Source organism: Streptomyces sp. SA15, assembly GCF_002291145.1.
GTDB lineage: Bacteria > Actinomycetota > Actinomycetes > Streptomycetales > Streptomycetaceae > Streptomyces.
This window is the reverse complement of sequence record NZ_NTGE01000074.1, coordinates 41,665-61,991: the sequence shown is the minus strand read 5'-3', so window position 1 is coordinate 61,991 and position 20,327 is coordinate 41,665. Positions and strand designations below refer to the sequence as shown.

At 69.2% G+C, this 20,327-nt stretch carries 19 protein-coding genes; 12 read left to right on the top strand and 7 right to left on the bottom strand.

Features of this window, described 5'->3' with window-relative positions; all coding sequences use genetic code 11:
- Positions 1-24 precede the first annotated feature (24 nt).
- On the top strand, positions 25-636 hold the full coding sequence (locus CLM62_RS13650; RefSeq protein WP_095750126.1) for a TetR/AcrR family transcriptional regulator: 612 nt from the start codon (positions 25-27) through the stop codon (positions 634-636).
- Between the two features lie 35 nt (positions 637-671).
- Positions 672-1,829, top strand: coding sequence for an acetyl-CoA C-acetyltransferase (locus tag CLM62_RS13645; protein ID WP_095750125.1), 1,158 nt, complete (start codon positions 672-674; stop codon positions 1,827-1,829).
- A 205-nt stretch (positions 1,830-2,034) separates the two neighbouring features.
- On the opposite strand, the gene CLM62_RS13640 is transcribed toward CLM62_RS13645, so the two are convergent.
- Genes CLM62_RS13640 through CLM62_RS13625 form a run of 4 tightly spaced genes read right to left on the bottom strand, consistent with a single transcriptional unit; the run spans position 2,035 to position 5,419 of the window.
- Positions 2,035-3,084: a nitronate monooxygenase family protein gene (locus CLM62_RS13640; protein WP_095750124.1), complete on the bottom strand. Its 1,050-nt coding sequence runs from the start codon at positions 3,082-3,084 to the stop codon at positions 2,035-2,037.
- 13 nt (positions 3,085-3,097) lie between these two features.
- Positions 3,098-3,817: a CoA-transferase subunit beta gene (locus CLM62_RS13635; protein WP_095750123.1), complete on the bottom strand. Its 720-nt coding sequence runs from the start codon at positions 3,815-3,817 to the stop codon at positions 3,098-3,100.
- The gene (locus tag CLM62_RS13630) at positions 3,814-4,650 is read right to left on the bottom strand and encodes a CoA transferase subunit A (RefSeq protein WP_095750122.1); all 837 of its coding nucleotides are present in this window, start codon (positions 4,648-4,650) and stop codon (positions 3,814-3,816) included. The genes CLM62_RS13635 and CLM62_RS13630 overlap by 4 nt, the downstream gene beginning before the upstream one ends.
- Positions 4,643-5,419, bottom strand: coding sequence for an enoyl-CoA hydratase family protein (locus CLM62_RS13625; RefSeq protein WP_095750121.1), 777 nt, complete (start codon positions 5,417-5,419; stop codon positions 4,643-4,645). Before CLM62_RS13625 ends, CLM62_RS13630 begins: the two co-directional genes overlap by 8 nt.
- Before the next feature lie 55 nt (positions 5,420-5,474).
- On the opposite strand from CLM62_RS13625, the gene CLM62_RS13620 reads away from it, so the two are divergent.
- Positions 5,475-6,245, top strand: coding sequence for an SDR family oxidoreductase (locus CLM62_RS13620; protein WP_095750120.1), 771 nt, complete (start codon positions 5,475-5,477; stop codon positions 6,243-6,245).
- Between the two features lie 2 nt (positions 6,246-6,247).
- Positions 6,248-7,153, top strand: coding sequence for an SDR family oxidoreductase (locus tag CLM62_RS13615; protein WP_095750119.1), 906 nt, complete (start codon positions 6,248-6,250; stop codon positions 7,151-7,153).
- 80 nt (positions 7,154-7,233) lie between these two features.
- Here CLM62_RS13615 and CLM62_RS13610 read toward each other — a convergent pair whose 3' ends face one another.
- A complete protein-coding gene (locus tag CLM62_RS13610) occupies positions 7,234-8,115 on the bottom strand; it encodes a hypothetical protein (protein WP_095750118.1) in 882 nt (293 codons plus the stop codon).
- 108 nt (positions 8,116-8,223) lie between these two features.
- Between CLM62_RS13610 and CLM62_RS13605 the strand changes: the two genes are divergently transcribed.
- From CLM62_RS13605 to CLM62_RS13580, 6 genes are all read left to right on the top strand, one after another.
- Complete coding sequence (locus CLM62_RS13605; RefSeq protein ID WP_143659058.1) at positions 8,224-8,430, top strand: hypothetical protein; 207 nt, start codon at positions 8,224-8,226, stop codon at positions 8,428-8,430.
- Between the two features lie 140 nt (positions 8,431-8,570).
- Positions 8,571-8,921 (top strand): chorismate mutase, encoded by a 351-nt coding sequence (locus tag CLM62_RS13600; protein WP_095750116.1) that lies wholly within the window; start codon positions 8,571-8,573, stop codon positions 8,919-8,921.
- Between the two features lie 141 nt (positions 8,922-9,062).
- Positions 9,063-9,575: a two-component system response regulator gene (locus CLM62_RS13595; protein WP_095750115.1), complete on the top strand. Its 513-nt coding sequence runs from the start codon at positions 9,063-9,065 to the stop codon at positions 9,573-9,575.
- A 167-nt stretch (positions 9,576-9,742) separates the two neighbouring features.
- Positions 9,743-12,241, top strand: a complete 2,499-nt coding sequence (pepN, locus tag CLM62_RS13590; protein ID WP_179382084.1) for an aminopeptidase N — start codon at positions 9,743-9,745, stop codon at positions 12,239-12,241.
- Between the two features lie 267 nt (positions 12,242-12,508).
- Complete coding sequence (locus tag CLM62_RS13585) at positions 12,509-13,867, top strand: aminotransferase class V-fold PLP-dependent enzyme (protein WP_095750113.1); 1,359 nt, start codon at positions 12,509-12,511, stop codon at positions 13,865-13,867.
- Positions 13,864-15,261 (top strand): lysine N(6)-hydroxylase/L-ornithine N(5)-oxygenase family protein, encoded by a 1,398-nt coding sequence (locus CLM62_RS13580; protein WP_095750112.1) that lies wholly within the window; start codon positions 13,864-13,866, stop codon positions 15,259-15,261. Before CLM62_RS13585 ends, CLM62_RS13580 begins: the two co-directional genes overlap by 4 nt.
- Positions 15,262-15,327: 66 nt before the next feature.
- Here CLM62_RS13580 and CLM62_RS13575 read toward each other — a convergent pair whose 3' ends face one another.
- Positions 15,328-17,133, bottom strand: a complete 1,806-nt coding sequence (locus CLM62_RS13575; RefSeq protein WP_095750111.1) for a bifunctional UDP-sugar hydrolase/5'-nucleotidase — start codon at positions 17,131-17,133, stop codon at positions 15,328-15,330.
- A 138-nt stretch (positions 17,134-17,271) separates the two neighbouring features.
- Between CLM62_RS13575 and CLM62_RS13570 the strand changes: the two genes are divergently transcribed.
- Positions 17,272-17,997 carry an SIMPL domain-containing protein gene (locus CLM62_RS13570; protein WP_095750110.1) on the top strand — a complete coding sequence of 242 codons (726 nt, stop codon included), beginning with the start codon at positions 17,272-17,274 and terminating at the stop codon, positions 17,995-17,997.
- 157 nt (positions 17,998-18,154) lie between these two features.
- The gene (pyk, locus tag CLM62_RS13565) at positions 18,155-19,591 is read left to right on the top strand and encodes a pyruvate kinase (protein ID WP_095750109.1); all 1,437 of its coding nucleotides are present in this window, start codon (positions 18,155-18,157) and stop codon (positions 19,589-19,591) included.
- 41 nt (positions 19,592-19,632) lie between these two features.
- On the opposite strand, the gene CLM62_RS13560 is transcribed toward pyk, so the two are convergent.
- A complete protein-coding gene (locus tag CLM62_RS13560) occupies positions 19,633-20,232 on the bottom strand; it encodes a hypothetical protein (RefSeq protein WP_095750108.1) in 600 nt (199 codons plus the stop codon).
- Between the last annotated feature and the right edge of the window lie 95 nt (positions 20,233-20,327).

Here is a 20,327-nt window from a genome sequence, read left to right as displayed (position 1 = left end):
AGCACCTAGGACCACAATGGACCCGTGCCGACCAAGAAGAACCCCCAGGTGACCGCCACGCCCGCCCGCCGTCGCGAGCTCCTCGACACCGCCGCCGAGGTCTTCGCCGAGCAGGGCTACAACGCCACGACCGTGCGCAAGATCGCGGACCACGCGGGCATGCTCGCGGGCAGCCTCTACTACCACTTCGACTCCAAGGAGTCGATGCTGGAGGAGATCCTGCGGACCTTCCTCGACGAGCTCTGGGGCGGCTACGACGCCGTCCTGGGCGCCGAACTCGGGCCCCGCGAGACCCTCGAAGCCCTGGTCACCGAGTCGTTCCGGGAGATCGACCGGCACCGCGCCGCAGTAGCGATCTACCAGAAGGAGAGCAAGCAGCTGGTCGCGCAGGAGCGGTTCGCGTTCCTCGCCGAGTCGCAGCGCAAGTTCGAGAAGGCATGGCTGTCCACGCTGGAGCGCGGAGTCGCCGCCGAGGTGTTCCGGGCCGACCTCGACGTCCGGCTCACCTACCGGTTCGTACGCGACACCGTGTGGGTCGCCGCGTCCTGGTACCGGCCCGGCGGACAGCACAGCCCGGAGGAGATCGCCCGGCAGTACCTGTCGATGGTGCTGGACGGGATCGCCGTACGCACGTAACTCATTGACGAGTCTGACGAGTCTGGGGAGTCGCCATGGCCGAGGCCTACATCGTCGAAGCGGTCCGTACGCCCGTGGGGCGGCGCGGGGGAGGACTCAGCGGGGTCCATCCGGCCGACCTGGGCGCGCACGTGCTGAAGGAACTGGTCGCGCGGGCCGGCGTCGATCCGGGCGCCGTGGAGGACGTCGTCTTCGGCTGCCTGGACACCGTGGGGCCGCAGGCCGGGGACATCGCGCGGACCTGCTGGCTGGCGGCCGGACTGCCCGAGGAGGTGCCGGGCGTGACGGTGGACCGGCAGTGCGGCTCCTCCCAGCAGGCCGTGCACTTCGCGGCACAGGGCGTGCTCTCCGGCACGCAGGACCTGGTGGTCGCCGGGGGCGTGCAGAACATGTCACAGATCCCGATCGCCTTCGCGACCCGGCAGGCCGCCGAGCCGCTGGGCTTCACGGAGGGCCCCTTCGCGGGCAGCGAGGGCTGGCGGGCGCGGTACGGGGACCGGGCGGTGAACCAGTTCGTCGGCGCCGAGATGATCGCCGCGAAGTGGGGGATCAGCCGGCAGGACCAGGAGGAGTTCGCGTTGCGCTCGCACCGGCGGGCGCTGCGGGCGATCGACGAGGGGCGCTTCGAGCGGGAGACCGTGGCCCATGGGGAGGTCGCCGTCGACGAAGGGCCGCGCCGGGACACCTCCCTGGAGAAGATGGCCGGGCTGAAGCCGGTCATCGACGGCGGCACGATCACGGCCGCCTGCTCCTCGCAGGTCTCCGACGGCGCGGCGGCGATGCTGCTGGCCTCGGAGCGGGCGGTGCGCGAGCACGGGCTGCGGCCCCGCGCGCGTGTGCACCATCTGTCGGTGCGCGGCGAGGACCCCATCCGCATGCTGACGGCCCCCATCCCCGCCACCGCCCACGCGCTGAAGAAGACCGGCCTGTCGATCGACGACATCGACCTCGTCGAGATCAACGAGGCCTTCGCGCCGGTCGTCCTGGCCTGGCTGAAGGAGACGGGAGCGGATCCGGAGAAGGTCAACGTCAACGGCGGCGCGATCGCGCTCGGGCATCCGCTGGGCGCGACGGGCGCGAAGCTGATGACGACCCTGCTGCACGAACTGGAGCGCACCGGCGGCCGGTTCGGGCTGCAGACGATGTGCGAGGGCGGCGGCCAGGCGAACGTGACGATCATCGAGGGGCTGTGACGGCGGCGACGGCGCGACCACCCCACTACGGCGGACGGAGTCCGGCGCAGGCTCCCGAAGCCTGTGAGGCCCCTCAGGGGCCGAGCAGTGCGAGGGGGCCGTTGGGGATGGTGCCGATGTGCGAGGGCGGCGGCCAGGCGAACGTGACGATCATCGAAAGGCTGTGACGGCGACGACGGCGCGACCACCCCACTTGCTGTGAGTCTCATGGAGAGGGCCTGAGCCTCGCTCGGACCTCCTCCGCCTCCTTCATGATCCGCTCCACCAGCTCCACGCACGACGGCAGGTCGTCGATCACCCCGGCGACCTGCCCGGAGGCCATGACACCGAGATCCGTACGGCCGTCCACCATCGCGGACTTCAGCAGCATCGGCGTGTTGGCGGCGAGCAGGACCTGGCTCCAGGTCAGGTCCTTGCCGTGCTTGAGCGACCGGCCGTCCTCGAGCAACCGACGCCAGCTTGTGCCGGACAGCTTCCGGTAACCGGCCGCCCTGCGGACGGCCTGAAACAGGGCTCGCGTGCGGCCGGAGTTCTCCAGGGAGGCCACCAGTTCCGTACGCAGCATGCGGTGCGGCAGACCGTCGACCGCCCGCGTTACCGTCACGTCCTTCACCGTCGCCGCCAGATACCGCTCCTTCACCGCGTTCGGCACCGTCGAGTCCGAGGTGAGCAGGAACCGCGTGCCCATGGCGACGCCCGCCGCCCCGTAGGCGAGCGCCGCGACCAGGCCCCGCCCGTCGAAGAAGCCGCCCGCCGCCACGACCGGTATCCGCACCGCGTCCACGACCTGCGGCAGCAGGACCGTCGTGGCCACCTCGCCGGTGTGCCCGCCGCCCTCGCCGCCCTGCACGATCACCGCGTCCGCGCCCCATGCCGCTACCTTCTCGGCATGCCGCCGGGCGCCGACGGAGGGGATGACGACGATCCCCGCGTCCTTGAGCTCGGCGATCAGCTCGGGGGAGGGCGCGAGGGCGAAGGACGCGACCCGTACCCCCTCCTCGATCATGATCCGCACCCGGTCGCCGGCGTCCGCCGCGTCCGCCCGCAGATTCACGCCGAACGGCGCGTCCGTGCGCGAGGCGACCTCACGTATCGCCTCGCGCAGCCGGTCCAGGGGCATCGTCGCGGAGGCCAGGATGCCCAGCGCGCCCGCGTTCGCCGTCGCCGCGACCAGGCGCGGGCCCGCCACCCAGCCCATCCCGGTCTGCACGATCGGGTGGCGGACGCCGACCAGCCGGGTGAGCGCGGTCTCCATCAGTCCGCCTCCATCAGTCCGCCACCTCACGCGCGCGGGTGTTCTCCGGATCGATCACCTCGCGGATCAGGCGCTGCTCCTCGGCTGTCGGTTCGCGGGTGTACGGCACCTCGTCCGGGACTTCGAGCGTGAATCCCGTCGCCTCCCTGACCTTCTCGACACTCACCCCGGGATGGAGGGAGGCCAGCCGCATCGCGTGGTCCGGGGTGGCGAAGTCGAAGACGCCGAGGTCGGAGACGACGCGCGGGATGCGGTGATGACGCGCGCCGGCAGCGCGGTCGTACCCCACTCCGCACACCATGTCGACCTGCTCGACGAAGACCCGCCGGGAGTGCCTGGGGATCCAGTAACTGGTCGGATGGTTCAGGGTGTTGACCGGTGCCCCGCGCACCCCGAGCAGCTGCCGCTTCGGCCGCGCCCAGTCGCCGACGCAGGAGATGTTCTGGTTGCCGTACCGGTCGATCTGGCTCGCGCCCATCATCACGTGCCGTCGGCCGCCGGTGACCAGGGCCAGATGCTGCCGGTAGGGCAGCCAGCCCTCGACGGTGCCGTCGGGGCCGACGAGCAGCGCCTCGCCGTCGGTCAGCAGCAGATCCGGCGCGAAGGTGCGCCGGGCCAGGCGGGCGCCGATGGACGGGATCAGGCCCATGGGGCTCGCGAGGATCTCCCCGGCGTCGCGCCAGGCCTCGGCGCAGGCGATCACGCAGTACTCGGCGCGGGTGACCCCCTTCATGTCACCTCCCTGATCGCCGATTGGTACGCCTGTTCGTCTCCGCCCAGGAACCGCGCCGCGAACTGAGCCCAGGGCGTGGTCGCGTACCGCTTCTGGAACGCCTCGTCCCGGCCGTAGTCGGGCGCGCAGGACGTGAAGTGCGCGCCGCTCGGTGCCTCGACGACCCCCGTGACCGTGTGGCGCTTGATCAGCAGGGTCTGCGGCGCGGCCTCCTTCGTCAGCTCCGCCGTGTCCACGATCCGCTCGCAGGAGACGTACGCGGCGTGAGCCGCCTCGCAGAACAAGTCGTCGAAGTACGGGTCCGGGCCCAGATACTGGCCGTTGCCCTGCCGGTCCGCGCGGTTCACGTGCACCAGCGCCGCATCCATCCGCAACGCCGGCATGGCCACGAACGTCTCCCCGTCCTCGTACGGCGAAGTCACCGTCCGCAGGCCCGGGTTGACCCGCATCACGTCCGAACCGATCCCGGCCCGCACCGGCAGGAAGGGCAGCCGGTTCGCGGCCGCGTGCAGGCCCCACATGAACATCGCCTCGTCGATCTCCATCAGCTCGAAGGCCCCCCGCTCGCGCGCCGCGCGGTAGTGCGGTTCGAGCGGGATCGAGTCGAGGGTGACGAAGGGCGTGACCAGCCGCCGTACGCGTCCGGCCGCGGCGAGCATGCCGACGTCCGGGCCGCCGTACGACACGAGGGTGAGGTCGGTGATCTGCGACCGGAGCAGCGCCCTGACCAGGGCCATCGGCTTGCGGCGGGAGCCCCAGCCGCCGATGCCGAGGGTCATGCCGCTCTCCAGCCGGGAGACGGCCTCGTCGGCGGTCATCGTCTTGTCAGTCACCCGCACGCTCCCTTCCGAAGCTGTCGCGGACCCGGTCGGCCACGCCGCTGAGGCCGGCCTCGAAGGTGAAGCCCTGCTCGAAGCGGTAGCTGCGGCGCACGTCCACCGGATCGATGCCGTTGATGGCGGCCTTGGCCAGGCGGACCAATTCCCCGTCCTTCGCGGCGATCTCGCCGGCCAGCTCCAGCGCGGCCGCCCGTAGTCCGTCACGCGGCACCACCCGCCACACCGACCCGTGCGCGTGCAGCTCGGCCGCGCTCGCGCGGCGCGAGGTGTAGTACAGCGCCCGCATCAGGTGCTGCGGGACCAGCCGGGCCAGATGCGTGGCGGCACCCAGCGCTCCCCGGTCCAGCTCCGGCAGCCCGAAGGTGGCGTCCTCGCTCGCCACGACCACGTCCGCGTTCCCCACCAGCCCGATGCCGCCGCCCAGACAGAAGCCCTGCACCGCCGCCACCACCGGCACCTCGCACTCGTACACCGCCGCGAAGGCCTCGAAGCAGCCGCGGTTGGCGCCGACCAGCGCCCCCTGCCCCCGCGCCTGGATCTCCTTGATGTCCACGCCCGCGTTGAACCCCCGCCCCTCGGCGGCCAGCACCACGCACCGCACCCCCGCGTCCCGGCCGGCCGCGCGCACGGCGTCGGCCAGCGCGAACCAGCCGTCCACCGGCAGCGCGTTCACCGGCGGGAAGTCGACCGTGACGACGCAAACCCCGGCAGCCGGGGAGGAGACGGAAATCCCCTTTCCCGGGGACGAGGTGGAGACACCCATGGGCGCATCAGCTACCTTTCCACCAAACGTTTGTTAGGTGGAAAGGTAGCAGCGAATGGAGCTGGACGGGAAGGTCGCCGTCGTCACCGGCGGCACCCGCGGGGTCGGAGCCGGGATCGCGCGCTCCTTCGCGCGCGCGGGCGCCCAGGTCGTGATCTGCGCGCGCCGCCCACCGGAGGCGCCGGTGGAGAAGACCGACTTCATGCCGTTGGACGTACGGGACGCAGGAGCCGTCCGCCGCTTCTTCGACGCCCTGCCCCGGGTGGACGTCCTCGTCAACAACGCGGGCGGCGCCCCCTACCGGCTGCTGGCCGACACCGACGCCGAGCGGCACACCAGGGTCGTCGAGCTGAACCTCCTCGCACCACTGACGGTCTCGCTCGCCGCCTACGAGCACCTGAAGCGGGCCCGGGGAGCCGTCGTGATGATCGGCAGTGTGAGCGGCAGCCGCCCGTCGCCCGGGACGGCGGCGTACGGAGCGGCCAAGGCGGGTCTGGAGAACCTCGCCCGCTCGATGGCCGTGGAATGGGCACCGGAGATCCGCGTCAACACCCTCGTCGTCGGCATGGTCCGCACCGAGCTGTCCCACCTCCACTACGGCGACGAGGACGGCATCGCCGCCGTCTCCCGCACCGTCCCGCTCGGCCGCCTCGCCGAACCCGCCGACGTCGGCGCGGCCGCCGTCTTCCTCGCCTCCGACGCCGCCGCCTACATCAGCGGGGCGAGCCTGCTCGTGCACGGCGGCGGGGAACGTCCGGCGTTCCTGGACGCGGCAACCGCCAACGCGGCAAAAGCCAACGCGGCAACCGCCGACAAGGAGCCATGAATATGAGCGGAATCTGCGAAGGCAGGGTCGTCGTCGTCACCGGCGCGGGCCGAGGCCTCGGCCGCGCCCACGCCCTCGCGTTCGCCGCCGAGGGCGCCCGGCTCGTCGTCAACGACCTCGGCGTCGGCCTCGACGGCACACCGGGCGCGGACAGCCCCGCCGGGCAGGTGGTGGACACCATCCGCACGGCGGGCGGCGAGGCGGTCGCGCACGGCGGCGACATCGCGACGAGCGAAGGCGCCGCATCCTTGATCCACACCGCCCTGGAGACGTACGGCCGCCTCGACACCCTCGTCAACAACGCCGGCTTCCTGCGCGACCGGATGCTCGTCAACCTCGACGAGGACGACTGGGACGCCGTCCTGCGCGTCCACCTCAAGGGACACTTCCTGCCCCTGAAACAAGCCGCCGCGCACTGGCGCGCCGAGGCCAAGGCGGGACGCACCCCCGAGGCGCGCATCGTCAACACCAGCAGCGGAGCGGGGCTGCTGGGCTCGGTGGGGCAGGGCAACTACAGCGCGGCGAAAGCCGGGATCGTCGGTCTGACGCTGGTGGCGGCCGCAGAGCTGGCCCGATACGGCGTTCAGGTCAACGCGATCGCACCCGCGGCCCGCACCCGGATGACCGAACGCACATTCGCCGACACTATGGCCGCACCCACCACCGGCTTCGACGCCATGGCCCCGGAGAACGTCTCCCCCCTGGTCGTCTGGCTCGGCTCCCCGGCGAGCGCCGGCATCACCGGCCGGGTCTTCGAAGCGGAGGGCGGCCGGATCACGGTCATGGAGGGCTGGCGCCCGGGACCGACGGTCGACAAGGGGACGCGGTGGGGGGCGAGGGAAGCGGGGGAGGCGGTGCTGAAGCTGTTGGAGGAGGCGGAGATGCCGGGGCCGGTGTACGGGGCGTAAGGCGGTACTTCTTGGCCAACCGAGTCGGGTGGTCGGTGGGCACAGGCCAGCGGTCTGGGAGCGGAGTCCCCAGTGTCGACTTACGTGTCACACTCCAACACCGTCCGACACAACGCACACCGCGCCCGCACCCGCCCCCGCACCGGCACCCTGATCCGCTGATAACAGGTCGGGCAGGGAAAAGACACGCGGAGATGGCCGCCGCCGTCAGGACTGAACATATAGGGGACCCCGGGCTGAGGCCCGGGCGCATGCCGCCGGTCCCGCGCATAGCGCCGCCGCCCCGCCCACCCGGCCGCCGTCAGCGGAGGCTGCTGCTCGTCCTGCCGCGCCCGCGCCATGCCCTTGACATACGCCGTGTAGGCCTGCGGGCTGGTGAACCACACCGAGGGATCCTCACCGAAGACCAGGGCACGCTTGGCGAGGACGTACCCGAACTCCTCCGGCGTGAGATAGCCCAGCTTCTGGGACGACGCGGCATCCTCCCGGTACGCGTCCAGCAACAGCCAGCCCGCGCCCAGGTACGTCGTCGCCGTGTCGGTGAGGATCTCGTTGTCCCGGGTGCCCGGGAAGGACAGGTCGAGACGGTGCAGATAGACGTGCATCACCTCGTGCGCGAGAGCCGCGCCGATGTCCCGCCGATGGGTGCGGAAGCGGTCGTTCAGCTCGACGAAGTACTCGGGCCCGGCGGCGAGTTCGATATTCGCCGCGTGCTTCATGTCACGGAAGCTGACGACCATCCGGGCATCCGGCAGCCGGTAGTGCCGCACCAGCTCATGGGCCACCCGCTGCGCCCCCAGATACAGATCATCGGTGTCGCAGAACGCCACGTCGGCGGGGGGCACACTGGTCGCGAACGTCTGGATGGTGTCGTACGACAACCGCTTGTACAACGCCGTGATCGCGGCCCGCACCGTCTCCAGGTGTGGGTAGCCGTGCTCGACCGGTCCGTCGTTCGCCACGCCCGTACCCCCAAGACGCCGTGAACCCGTCTCCACTCTACGGGGATGCGGCCGGATCTTCCCTGGTCGCCTCCGGTGCGGACGGCGACCGCTGCCACACTCCGGACCGTGACCGACGAACAGCACTCCGAGAACGCCGCCTCCGTGCGGGTGGGCGGCCCGGACGAGTCCCTCGAACAGCGACTCGACGACGAACTCACCGCCTTCAACGCCCGCGCGACCGGCGCCGGCACACCTGGGGACTTCACCGTCCGCGTCGAGGACACCGACGGCGAACTGCTCGGCGGACTCACCGCGTGCAGTTCCACAAGGTGATCGGCACCCAGCCAGGCCCCCCGCAGCCCGAGGCCGACCCCCGCCGGAGCACAACCAGGTCCCCGACCCCGACGACCCACCCCGGATCGAACGGCACGCGGAGAAGGCCACCCAGGGTAGGCCACGTAGGGTAGGCACCCATGACCACCAGCCACACCGGTAGCGGTGACGTCGACCCGGCCGTCCACGAGGAACTCGACCGGCTGCGAGACAGCATCGACAACATCGACGCGGCCGTCGTCCACATGCTCGCCGAGCGCTTCAAATGCACCCAGCAGGTCGGCCACCTCAAGGCCCGGCACCAGCTGCCGCCCGCCGACCCGGCCCGCGAAGCCCGGCAGATCACCCGCCTGCGCGCCCTCGCCGAGAACGCCAAACTGGACCCGGCCTTCGCTGAGAAGTTCCTGAACTTCATCATCGGCGAAGTGATCAGGCACCACGAACGCATCGCCGACGACACCGTGAACGGCTCCCCACACCTGGCGAACTGACCTCCTCCGACGGCTCCCCGCACGTGACACCGAGGCCCTCAAGCGGCATGCTGCGCTGTGCACTCCTTGTCAGCTGACGAGCACTCCACGTCAGCTTTTCGGGCATAAGCTGGATCGCCCACGAGGGAGGGACGTCGGGCCATGCCGTCGGATGCCAGGATCCTCATCGTCGACGACCACAAAGACACCCTCTACGCCCTGGAGAGCGCCCTGGCCCCGCTGGGCTACCTGCTGGGCCGCGCCACCAGCGGCGACGAGGCCCTCAAGCAGGTCCTGCGCGGCAAGGTCGGCCTGCTGCTGCTCGACGTGCGCATGCCCGGCGTCAGCGGCCTCGACGTGGTGCGCTACATGCGCCGCCTGGAACAGACCCAGCACATCCCCGTCATCCTGCTCACCGGCTTCGGCCCCGACCACGAACTGACCGCCACCGCCTTCGGCCTCGGCGTCGCCGACCTCGTCATGAAACCCATCGACCCCTGGTCCCTGCGCACCAAAGTCCGCTACCTCTTCGACGCCCACCAACGCCACCTCGCCCTCGAACAGGAAGTGCGCGAACTACGCGCCCTGGTCAAGGACCACACCGAACCAGCAGCACCCACCCCACGCCCCGCCCTGCCCCACCCGGACGCCCGCGTTCCGCCCCAGCGGGCCTAGGTGCATTGATCACGAACCTTGTTGACACTCGTGATCAATACACCTAGGGGGCGCACCCCGGAGAACGCCTAGGGGGCGCACACCGGAGAGCTGGAGCAGGACCGGACATAGGGCACGTACCGATCCGCCTCTGTGCCATGCCAAGGCCATCAGGCAGCATGTCCTGCATGTCCGTACTGACGCGCGACGAAGCGCAGACCCGAGCCAAGCTCCTCGACGTCCACCGCTACACGATCGACCTCGATCTGACCTGTGGGGACGAGACATTCGACTCCCGCACCGTCATCAGGTTCACCGTCCGCGCGGACCAGGACGCCACGGACACCTTCGTCGAGGTCAAGCCCGCCGACCTGCGCTCCGTCACCCTCGACGGACAGCCCCTCGACCCGGAAACCCTGGACGAGAACAGGCTCCCCCTGAAGAACCTCACCCCGGGCGAGCACGAACTGCGCGTGGACGCCGCAATGCGCTACTCCCGCACCGGCGAGGGCATGCACCGCTTCACCGACCCCACCGACGGCGAAACCTACGTCTACACCCAGCTGTTCCTGGACGACGTCCAGCGCGTCTTCGCCGCCTTCGACCAGCCCGACCTCAAGGCCGTCTTCGAGGTGCGCGTCACCGCGCCCGAGGGCTGGACCGTCCTCGCCAACAGTGTCACCGAACACCTCGGCGGCGGCCGCTGGCAGGCCGCTCCCACCCCGCTGATCTCCACCTACTTCGCCGCCGTCGCCGCCGGCCCCTGGCACTCCGTGCGCACCGAGCACCGCGGCCTGCCCTTCGGCATCCACTGCCGCCGCTCCCTCGCGCCGTTCCTCGACGCCGACGCCGAGGAGATCCTCGACACCACCCGGGCCTGCTTCGACCGCTTCCACGAGAAGTTCGAGGAGCCCTACCCCTTCGACTCCTACGACCAAGCATTTGTACCCGAGTTCAACGCGGGCGCCATGGAGAACCCGGGCCTGGTCACCTTCCGCGACGAGTACGTCTACCGCTCCGCCGTCACCGACACCGAACGCATGAGCCGGGCCACCACCATCGCCCACGAGATGGCCCACATGTGGTTCGGCGACCTCGTCACCCTCAAATGGTGGGACGACATCTGGCTGAACGAGTCCTTCGCCGAGTACATGGGCGTCCAGATCGCCACCGAGGCCACCCGCTTCACCGACGCCTGGACCGACTTCGCCATCACCCGCAAATGCTGGGGCTACGACGCCGACCAGCGGCCCTCCACCCACCCCGTCGCGCCCGACCCCGAGGCCGTGCCCGACACCGCGTCCGCCCTCCTCAACTTCGACGGCATCTCCTACGCCAAGGGCGCCTCCGCCCTCCGCCAACTCGTGGCCTGGCTCGGCGAGAAGGACTTCCTCGCCGGCATCAACACCCACTTCGCACGCCACAAGTTCGGCAACGCCACACTCGCCGACTTCATCGACTCCCTCGCCGGCGCCACCGAGCGCGACGTCCACGCCTGGGCCGACGCCTGGCTGCGCACCACCGGCGCCGACACCCTCACCCCCCGCATCACCCCCGACGGCGGCACCTGCACCCTCACCGTCGACCACACCGGCAGCCGCCCCCACCGCATCGCCATCGGCCTCTACGACCAGGACGTCGCCGACGAAGGCCGCCACCTCATCCTCCGCGAACGCCTCGACCTCGACATCCCGCACACCACCACCCACCCCATCGGCAAACGCCCCGCACTGCTCCTCCTCAACGACGGCGACCTCACCTACACCAAGATCCGCTTCGACCCCGAGTCCTTCACCACCCTCACCACCGCCCTCTCCCGCCTGCCCGACCCCCTCACCCGCGCGGTCGCATGGAACGCCCTCAGGGACGCCGTCCGCGACGGCCAACTCCCGCCCTCCACCTACCTGGACGCCGCCCGCACCCACCTCCCCCACGAAACCGACCTCGCCGTCGTCCAAGGCGTCCTCGCCTTCGCCTCCGCCCAGATCGCCGACCGCTACCTCACCCCCGAGGCCCGCCCCGCCGCCCTGGCCACCCTGTCCTCCCTGTGCCGCGACCTCATCCGCCGCACCGAAGACGGCGACAACCCCGGCCTGCGCCTGATCGCCGTACGCCACTTCATCGACGTCGCCGCCCACCCCGACACCATCGCCGCCTGGCTCACCGACGGCACCGTCCCCGGCGGCCCCGAACTCGACCCCGAACTGCGCTGGCGCGTCCTCGGCCGACTCGCCGTCCTCGGCGCCACCGACGAGACCACCATCGCCGCCGAACTCGACCGCGACCCCAGCGCCACCGGCCAGGAAGGCGCCGCCCGCTGCCGGGCCGCCCTGCCCGACCCGGACGCCAAAGCGAAAGCCTGGCAGGCCATGTTCGCCACCGACGACCTCTCCAACTACCTGTTCACCGCCACCGCCCAAGGCTTCTGGCAACCCGAACAGACCGACCTCGTACGGCAGTACGTCCCCCGCTACTACGAGGACGCCGTCGCCGTCGCCGCCCGCCGCGGCCCCGCCATCGCCGAGGCCGCCGGCCGCTGGGCCTTCCCCGGATACGCCGTCGACGCGAAAACACTCAGCCTGGGCGAGCAATGCCTCCGGGAAGCCGACCCGATCCCGGCCCTGCGCCGCAAACTCGCCGACCAACTCGACGACCTGACACGGGCCTTGCGGGTACAGCAGGCGTAGGCAGGCGTAGGCAGGTGCAGACAGGCGTAGGCAGGTGCAGACAGGCGTAGACAGGTGTAGGTGTAGACAGACGTAGACAGGCCTGCACAGGAGGCCTGCACAGGCAATCGGGGCGCGGCCGAGACCCACGGGTCGGCCGCGCCCCGACTCGCTTCACCCGCACCGAACTACCCACTTTCGGGTTCTCATCCCCGGGCTTTTCGGACGCGACCATGCAACCGCGTACAAGCTGGAACTCCCCGCCCGCATAGGCCCCCGGAGGAGTCCATGAGCACGCCGCCCCTGGCCTCAGGCCCCGAAGGCCCCCACGCCCTACGGCCGTTGCTCGACACCGTCCTCGACGCCCTGCGCGACGGCACCCGAACCCGCGGCGGACCACTACCCGCCGGCGGCCCCGACACCATCGCCGCACACATGCGGGACGCCGTCGGCGACGTACTCCCGGACAACGGCGACCCCGACGCCCTGCGCACCCTCGTCCACGCACTCACCGCAGGCTCCACCGACCCCGCGGACCCCCTGTGCGCCGCCCACCTGCACTGCCCACCCCTCGCCGTCGCCACCGCCGCCGACCTCGCCGCCTCCGCCCTCAACCCCTCCCTCGACTCCTGGGACCAAGCGCCGGCCGCCTCCGAACTGGAGACCCTGGTCACACGCGCACTCGCCCGCGAAGTCGGCGCACCCGAAGCCGTCGTCACCACCGGCGGCACCGAATCCAACCACCTCGCCCTCCTCCTGGCCCGCGAAACGCACGGCGCCGCACTCCGCCTCGTCTGCGGCACCAACGCCCACCACTCACTGCCCCGCGCCGCCTGGCTGCTCGGACTGCCCGACCCCGTCCTCGTCCCCGCCCCCGCCGGCACCCTCGACCCCGCCGCCCTCGACGAAGCCCTCACCACCCTGCCCCGCCCCCTCCTCGTCGCCGCCACCGCCGGTACCACCGACGCCGGACTCATCGACCCCCTCCCCGACATCGCCACCCTGTGCCAAGCCCACGGCACCCGCCTCCACATCGACGCCGCCTACGGTGCGGGCCTCCTCTTCAGCAACCGCCACCGCACACAGCTCACCGGCCTCGAAGCCGCCGACACCGTCACCCTCGACCTCCACAAACTCGGCTGGCAGCCCATCGCCGCAGGCCTCCTCACCGTCAAGAACCCCCACGACCTCACCGCACTCCACCACCACGCCGACTACCTCAACGCCGACGACGACACCCAAGCCGGCCTACCCGACCTCCTCGGCCGCTCACTGCGCACCACCCGACGCCCCGACATCCTCAAAATCGCCGTCACCCTCAAAACCCTCGGCCGCACCGGCCTCGGGGCCCTCGTCGACCAAGTCTGCGACCACGCACACACCTTCGCCGCCCTCGTCCACGACCACCCCGGCTTCGAACTCCACGACCGGCCCACCCTCAGCACGGTCCTCTTCCGACCCACACACGCCACCGACGCCACCGTCGCCGCCGTACGCCGAAAACTCCTCACCGACGGCCGCGCCGTCCTCGGCCGAGCCCACCTCGACGGCCGGCTCTGGCTCAAAGCCACCCTCCTCAACCCCCACACCCGCCCCGACGACCTGGCCGCACTCCTGAAACTGGTGGAAGGAAACACCCCCCGATGAGCACCACCCCCCAACCAACCCACCACGAACCCGACGCACCCCGCGACCTGGTCGGCATCGGCATCGGCCCCTGCAACCTCTCCCTCGCCGCCCTCGCCCACCCCCTCGCCGAACTCGACACCGCCTTCTACGAACAACACCCCACCTTCACCTGGCACCCCGGCCAGCTCATCGAAGGCACCACCATCCAAGTCCCCTTCCTCGCCGACCTCGTCACCCTCGCCGACCCCACCAGCCCCTGGACCTTCCTCAACTACCTCAAAACCCGCGACCGCCTCTTCCCCTTCTACTTCGCCGAGCGCTTCCACATCCACCGCGCCGAATACGACGCCTACGGCCGCTGGGTCGCCGAAAACCTCCCCGGACTCCACTTCCGCCACCAAGTCGACGCCGTCCGCTGGAACCCCGAACACGACCTCTTCGAAGTCGACTTCACCCAACTCGACAAAAACGGAGAAACCGAAGCCCTCGGACGCACCTACACCCAGAACGTCGTCCTCGGCATCGGCACCGAACCCCACATCCCCGACCCCCTCAAACCCCTCGTGCAAACCCCCGCCGTCCCCGTCATCCACGCCACCGACTACCTCGACCACCGCGACACCCTCCTCGCAGCCGGCCACATCACCGTCATCGGCTCAGGACAGTCCGGCGCCGAAATCTTCCTCGACCTGCTCCGCAACCGCCCCACCGGCCGCGAAAAACTCCACTGGCTCGGCCGCACCGAAGCCTTCGCCCCCATGGAGTACTCCAAGCTGGGCCTGGAACACTTCACCCCCGACTACACCCGCTACTTCCACGCCCTCACCGAAGACGTCCGCGACCGCCTCGTCACCTCCCAATGGCAGCTCCACAAAGCCATCGACACAGCCACCATCGCCGCCATCCACGACGAGCTCTACCGCCGCACCCTCCACGGCGGCTGGCCCGACGCCGTCCTCACCCCCGGCGTCCGCGTCCGCACCGCAGGCCGCATGGCGACCACCAAAATCGAACTCCACCTCGAACACACCCAGCAGAACACCCGCTCCCGCCTCACCACCGACGCCGTCGTCCTCGCCACCGGCTACCGCGAACGCCCCCTCGACCACATCCTCGCCGGACTCGACCCCTACCTCCGCCGCGACAGCCGCGAACGCCCCCGCGTCGACGACCAGTACCGCCTCGTCCTCGACCCCTCCGTGACCGGAACGGCCTACGTCCAAAACGCCGAACGCCACACCCACGGCATCGGCACCCCCGACCTCGGCCTCGCCGCCTGGCGCAGCGCCACCATCCTCAACTCCCTCACCCAGAAGGAGCCCTACCCCCTGCCCACACGAACGGCCTTCACCACCTTCGGCCTCGAACAGCCCACGACGCCGGCGCTCAAGGGAACGCCGGCGTCGTGGTGACGGTAGTGACGGTGGGGAGGTGACGGTGAGGAGGTGACGGTCAGGAGGTAACCGGGGGGAACCCTTTTAGAACACCGGCGTACCGTCCCGCGTGAGCTTCCAGTCCACCGACGCGAACTCGGCCGGATCAATCGCACCCTTCGCCTTCACCCAGGCGATCATGGTGTTACGGATCTCGTCCGAGTTCGACCACAACAACTGGGCAGCGGCCACATGCGGGAAGTTACCGCCACCATTGGCCCGATAATTGTTCACGGCGAACACGAACTTCGCGTCATCCGCCAGCGGCACCCCCTCGAACCGCACATTCGCCACCCGCGACCCGGCCGCCTTCGCGATGTCGATCTCATACGTCAGACCACTCACCACGTCGTAGTTGTAATCCGGCGTACCGTTCGCATTCGTCAGCTTCGCCGGATCCACCTCGGCGCCCACGGGCGTCTGCACGAAGTAGTTCGCCGAATACTCCAGATACGCCTTCATCTGCGCACCCGTCATCAGACGCGCCTCGAGCGTGTTCTCGAAGACGTACAGACCCGCCACATCCCGGATCGTGACTTCGCCCGCCGGGATCACCGCACTCCGCGAGAAGGCCGCGGCCTGCGACAACACCGGAAGCGCCGCGTACTCCGTGGACGCCAACGCCTGCTTCACCGTATCCGCCTGAATGTGGTTGATCAGATCGATGATCGGCACATCCTTGTACGGCGCCTCGACCGACGTCATCTCGACACTGTTCGTACCGATGACCTGGTTGACGTACGCCACGACTTTCTCGTGCTCGTCACCCAACAACTTCACGATCTCCGGATCCTCCTCCACCGCATTGGAGTTCAGGACCCGCGCACCCACCTTCTCGACCGACCAACGACCCTTGCCCCACACCAGCTCGAAGTCGAACAACGTCAACCGCTGCCCCCACTTCAACGGCTCCGACAGCACAACCTGCTTCCCGGTCTCCTTGTTCGTGACGAAGTACTCCGGGATCTCCGTGTGAGCGTGGCCGACGAGGATCGCGTCGATACCCGGCACCTGCTCGGCCACCAGGCCCGCCGCATTCTCGATATACGGCAACTGATCACCGTACGACGACGTCCCGGACGAACCACTGTGCGCCGAGACGATGACGACGTCGGCCCCCATCGACCGCAGCTTCGGCACCCACTTCGCCGCCTGCTCCTCCAGACCCGGGAACGTCATCTTCCCCTGCACATTCGCCTTGTCCCAGATCGCGATACCCGGATTGGTCAGACCGAGAACCGCCACCTTCACATCCCGCCCGAACGGGGTACGCAAACAGTGCATGCTGTACGGCGGAAAAGCCGGCCGCAACGTCTTCGCGTCCAGCGCGTTGGCACCCAGCAACGGGAAACGACACTGCTCCTGGAACTTGCGCAACACTGGAATACCGTAATTGAACTCGTGATTGCCCAACGCGGCGGCGTCATAGTCGATGGCATTCATCGCCTGCGCCATCGGATGCACCGGACCACCCTCAGCAGTGATCGGGTCCACCTTCGCGTAGTAGTACGACAACTGCGTGCCCTGAATCGTGTCGCCCGCGTCGATCAACAACGTGTTGCGACGACCCTTCTCGGCCCGGACCTGGTTCACCAGAGTCGAGATCTTCGCCAGACCCACATCGTTGTGCGCCTTGTCGTCGAACTCCTTGTCCGTGAAATAGTCCCAGTTGAAGACATTGCCATGCAGATCGGTCGTCCCCATCACGGTGAACGCATACCGCTTCGCCGACTTCGACCCCATCTTCGCCTCCGCGGCCTCGGCCGCCGGAGCCGCCGCGGCACCGGCCAGCGCCACCCCCGCCCCCGTCACGGCGGACTTCTTCAGGAACTTCCGGCGGTTCAACGGCATGTCTCGTTCTCCTTGGGGCATGGTCAACAACGCGCGTAGATTCTGACCCGTGCATGCCGAACCGCAATAGACCCCACATGTATCGATCTGATGACCGACACAGGCTCCAAGTAGGTAAGAAGTGACAGAGTGGGGCGTATGACCACCCCACCCACCACGCCCGCCTCGGAACCCGCCGTCCCCTACGGCACCCCCGACGCCCCCCGCATCGCCGTCCGCGGCGAAGCACGCCTCGAAGTCGACCCCGAAATCGCCCGCCTCGGCATCACCGTCACCGCCCGCGGCAAAGACCGCCGCGCAGCCCTCGACGACCTCACCCGCCGCAACACCCTCGCACTCGACCTCATCAAGACATACGGCGAGGCAGTGGAGAGACTGGAGACCGGCTCCTTCTCCATCACCCCACAACTCAAGGAACACGGCCGCGGCGAACGCATCCACGCCTACCACGGCCGCGTCCACATCACCGCCGAACTCACCGACTTCACCGCACTCGGCGAACTCACCACCCGCCTCGCCGACCTCGACCTCACCCAAGTCACCGGCCCCTGGTGGGCCCTACGCCCCAACTCCCCGGCCCACCGCCAAGCACGCCAACAAGCCGTCCGCGAAGCAGTCCAACGCGCCCGCGAATACGCCGAAGCCCTCGGCACCTCACTGGCAGCCCTCGTAGAACTGGCCGACATCGGCGCCGAGAACACCCAGCCCCCGCCCTACCCCGCCGCCCCCGGCAACCGCATGCGCTCCGCCGCCTACGGCGCCGCCGAAGACACCACCGCCGCCCCCCTCGACCTCGAACCCCAACGCCAACGCGTCTACGCCCAGGTCAACGCCCGCTTCACCATGGCACCGCCACAGCTTTAACACCAGGACCGCAATAGCACCCGGAAAGTCGGCCAGAATGCTCATCGGAGCACGCCGCCGCACAATTCAACACTTGTCAGTAAGGCTTCACCGAACAGTTGTTGAGTAGTCATGCCCCACCAATTCTCTACTCGCCGGTAAGACCTAGGGTCGAAACATGCGCCGAGCAAAGATCGTCTGCACCCTGGGGCCCGCCACCGACTCATACGACCAGATCAAGGCACTGGTCGACGCCGGAATGGACGTAGCCCGATTCAACCTCAGCCACGGCAGCTACGCCGACCACGAGGTGCGCTACCAGCACGTACGAAAGGCCTCCGACGAAACCGGCCGCAGCATCGGAATCCTCGCCGACCTTCAAGGCCCGAAGATCCGCCTCGGCCACTTCACCGAAGGCCCCGTACTCCTTGAACGCGGCGACACCTTCACCATCACGGTGGAGGAGGGTGTCGACGGGAACGGAAAGACCTGCGGCACGACCTACGACGGCCTCGCCACCGACGTCACCCCCGGTGAACGCATCCTCGTCGACGACGGCAAGGTCTGCCTCGAAGTCACCGCCGTCGACGGCCCCCGCGTCCACACCACCGTGGTCGAAGGCGGCATGATCTCCGACCACAAGGGGCTGAACCTACCGGGCGTCGCGGTGTCGGTCCCCGCCCTCTCGGACAAGGACGAGGCGGACCTCCGCTGGGCCCTGCGCATGGGCTTCGACGTCATCGCACTGTCCTTCGTCCGCAGCGGCAAGGACATCCAGGACGTCCACCGCATCATGGACGAAGAAGGCCGCCGCCTCCCCGTCATCGCCAAGGTCGAAAAGCCCCAGGCGGTCGACGCGATCGACGACATCGTCGCCGCCTTCGACGGCATCATGGTCGCGCGCGGAGACCTGGGCGTGGAAATGCCCCTGGAACAGGTGCCCATCGTCCAGAAGCGCGCGATCAAACTCGCCAAGCGCAACGCCAAGCCGGTCATCGTCGCTACGCAGATGCTCGACTCCATGATCGAAAACTCCCGCCCGACCAGGGCGGAGGCCTCCGACGTGGCGAACGCGGTCATCGACGGCACGGACGCGGTCATGCTGTCCGGCGAGACGAGCGTCGGCAAGTACCCCATCGAGACGGTCACCACGATGGCGAAGATCGTCGAGGCCGCCGAGGAGGACATCCTCGCGAAGGGCCTCCCGCCCCTGACCGAACGCAACAAGCCCCGCACACAGGGCGGTGCGGTCGCCCGAGCGGCGGCGGAAATGGGCGACTTCCTGGGCGCGAAGTTCCTGGTCGCCTTCACCCAGTCCGGCGACACGGCCCGCCGACTGTCCCGGTACCGCTCGCCGATCCCGCTGCTGGCGTTCACCCCTGAACCGGCGACGCGGTCGCAACTCAACCTCACGTGGGGTGTGGAGACGTTCCTGGGGCCGAGTGTGGAGTCGACGGATGCGATGGTCGCCCAGGTGGACGAGTTGCTTCTGAAGTACGGCCGCTGCCAGAAGGGCGACACGGTGGTCATCACGGCCGGCTCCCCTCCTGGTATGGCCGGTACGACGAATCTGGTCCACGTGCACCACATTGCGGAGGACGACAGTCCCAAGTAGTGGGGGAGGGGCCCCTTTTGAGGAGGGGCCCCTTTTCAGGGTCAGTGTTTGGGGCCTACGTGGGTGTCCATTAGGGCTACGGAGGCTTTGCGGGCGACTGAGATGGTGACGGCGGCGCGGCTCTGGTGCAGCGGTTTCCACTCGACGCCGACGCGGTCGAGGGCATCGGTGAAGAGGCGGATGATGTCGGTCGAGGTGTTGGTGAAGAAGTACCGGGGATACTCGTAGCGCTTGCGCTCACCGCCGACGAGGCGAGTCGTCCAGTTGGTGATGCGGCAGCCGCCCTGCCTCTGGAGGGTGGCGACGCCGATGCCGGGGCGCACTTGTGTGATGGCCTCACGGCACTGCTGCATGAGACCGGGCCACGCGTCGGCGCACGCGATCCGGAGGTAGTAGCCGGTGCCGCGCGGGTGGGCGCTGATGCAGCCGTCGCCGAGATAGAGACCCAGCAGATAGGCGTATGCGCGTTCATCTGCGGGTGGTCCGGGATCCGGGGGCGCCATGCGAGGCAAGGGCTCAAGGCGTTGTTGCCAGGAACGGATCGCGGCTCGTGAGATGCCTGTCTCTCGGCTGACCGAATTCAGGCTGCGGCCCTGGCCAACCAGCGCGAGAGCTCGCTTGCGTGTGCTGACGTCGTACATGTGGACACTCTGTGAGAGTGATCGCGGCGACACGCAGCAAAAAGCGGATGTTCACGAGAACGGGAACATCCGCTTTTGATTGGGCACCTTCGAAT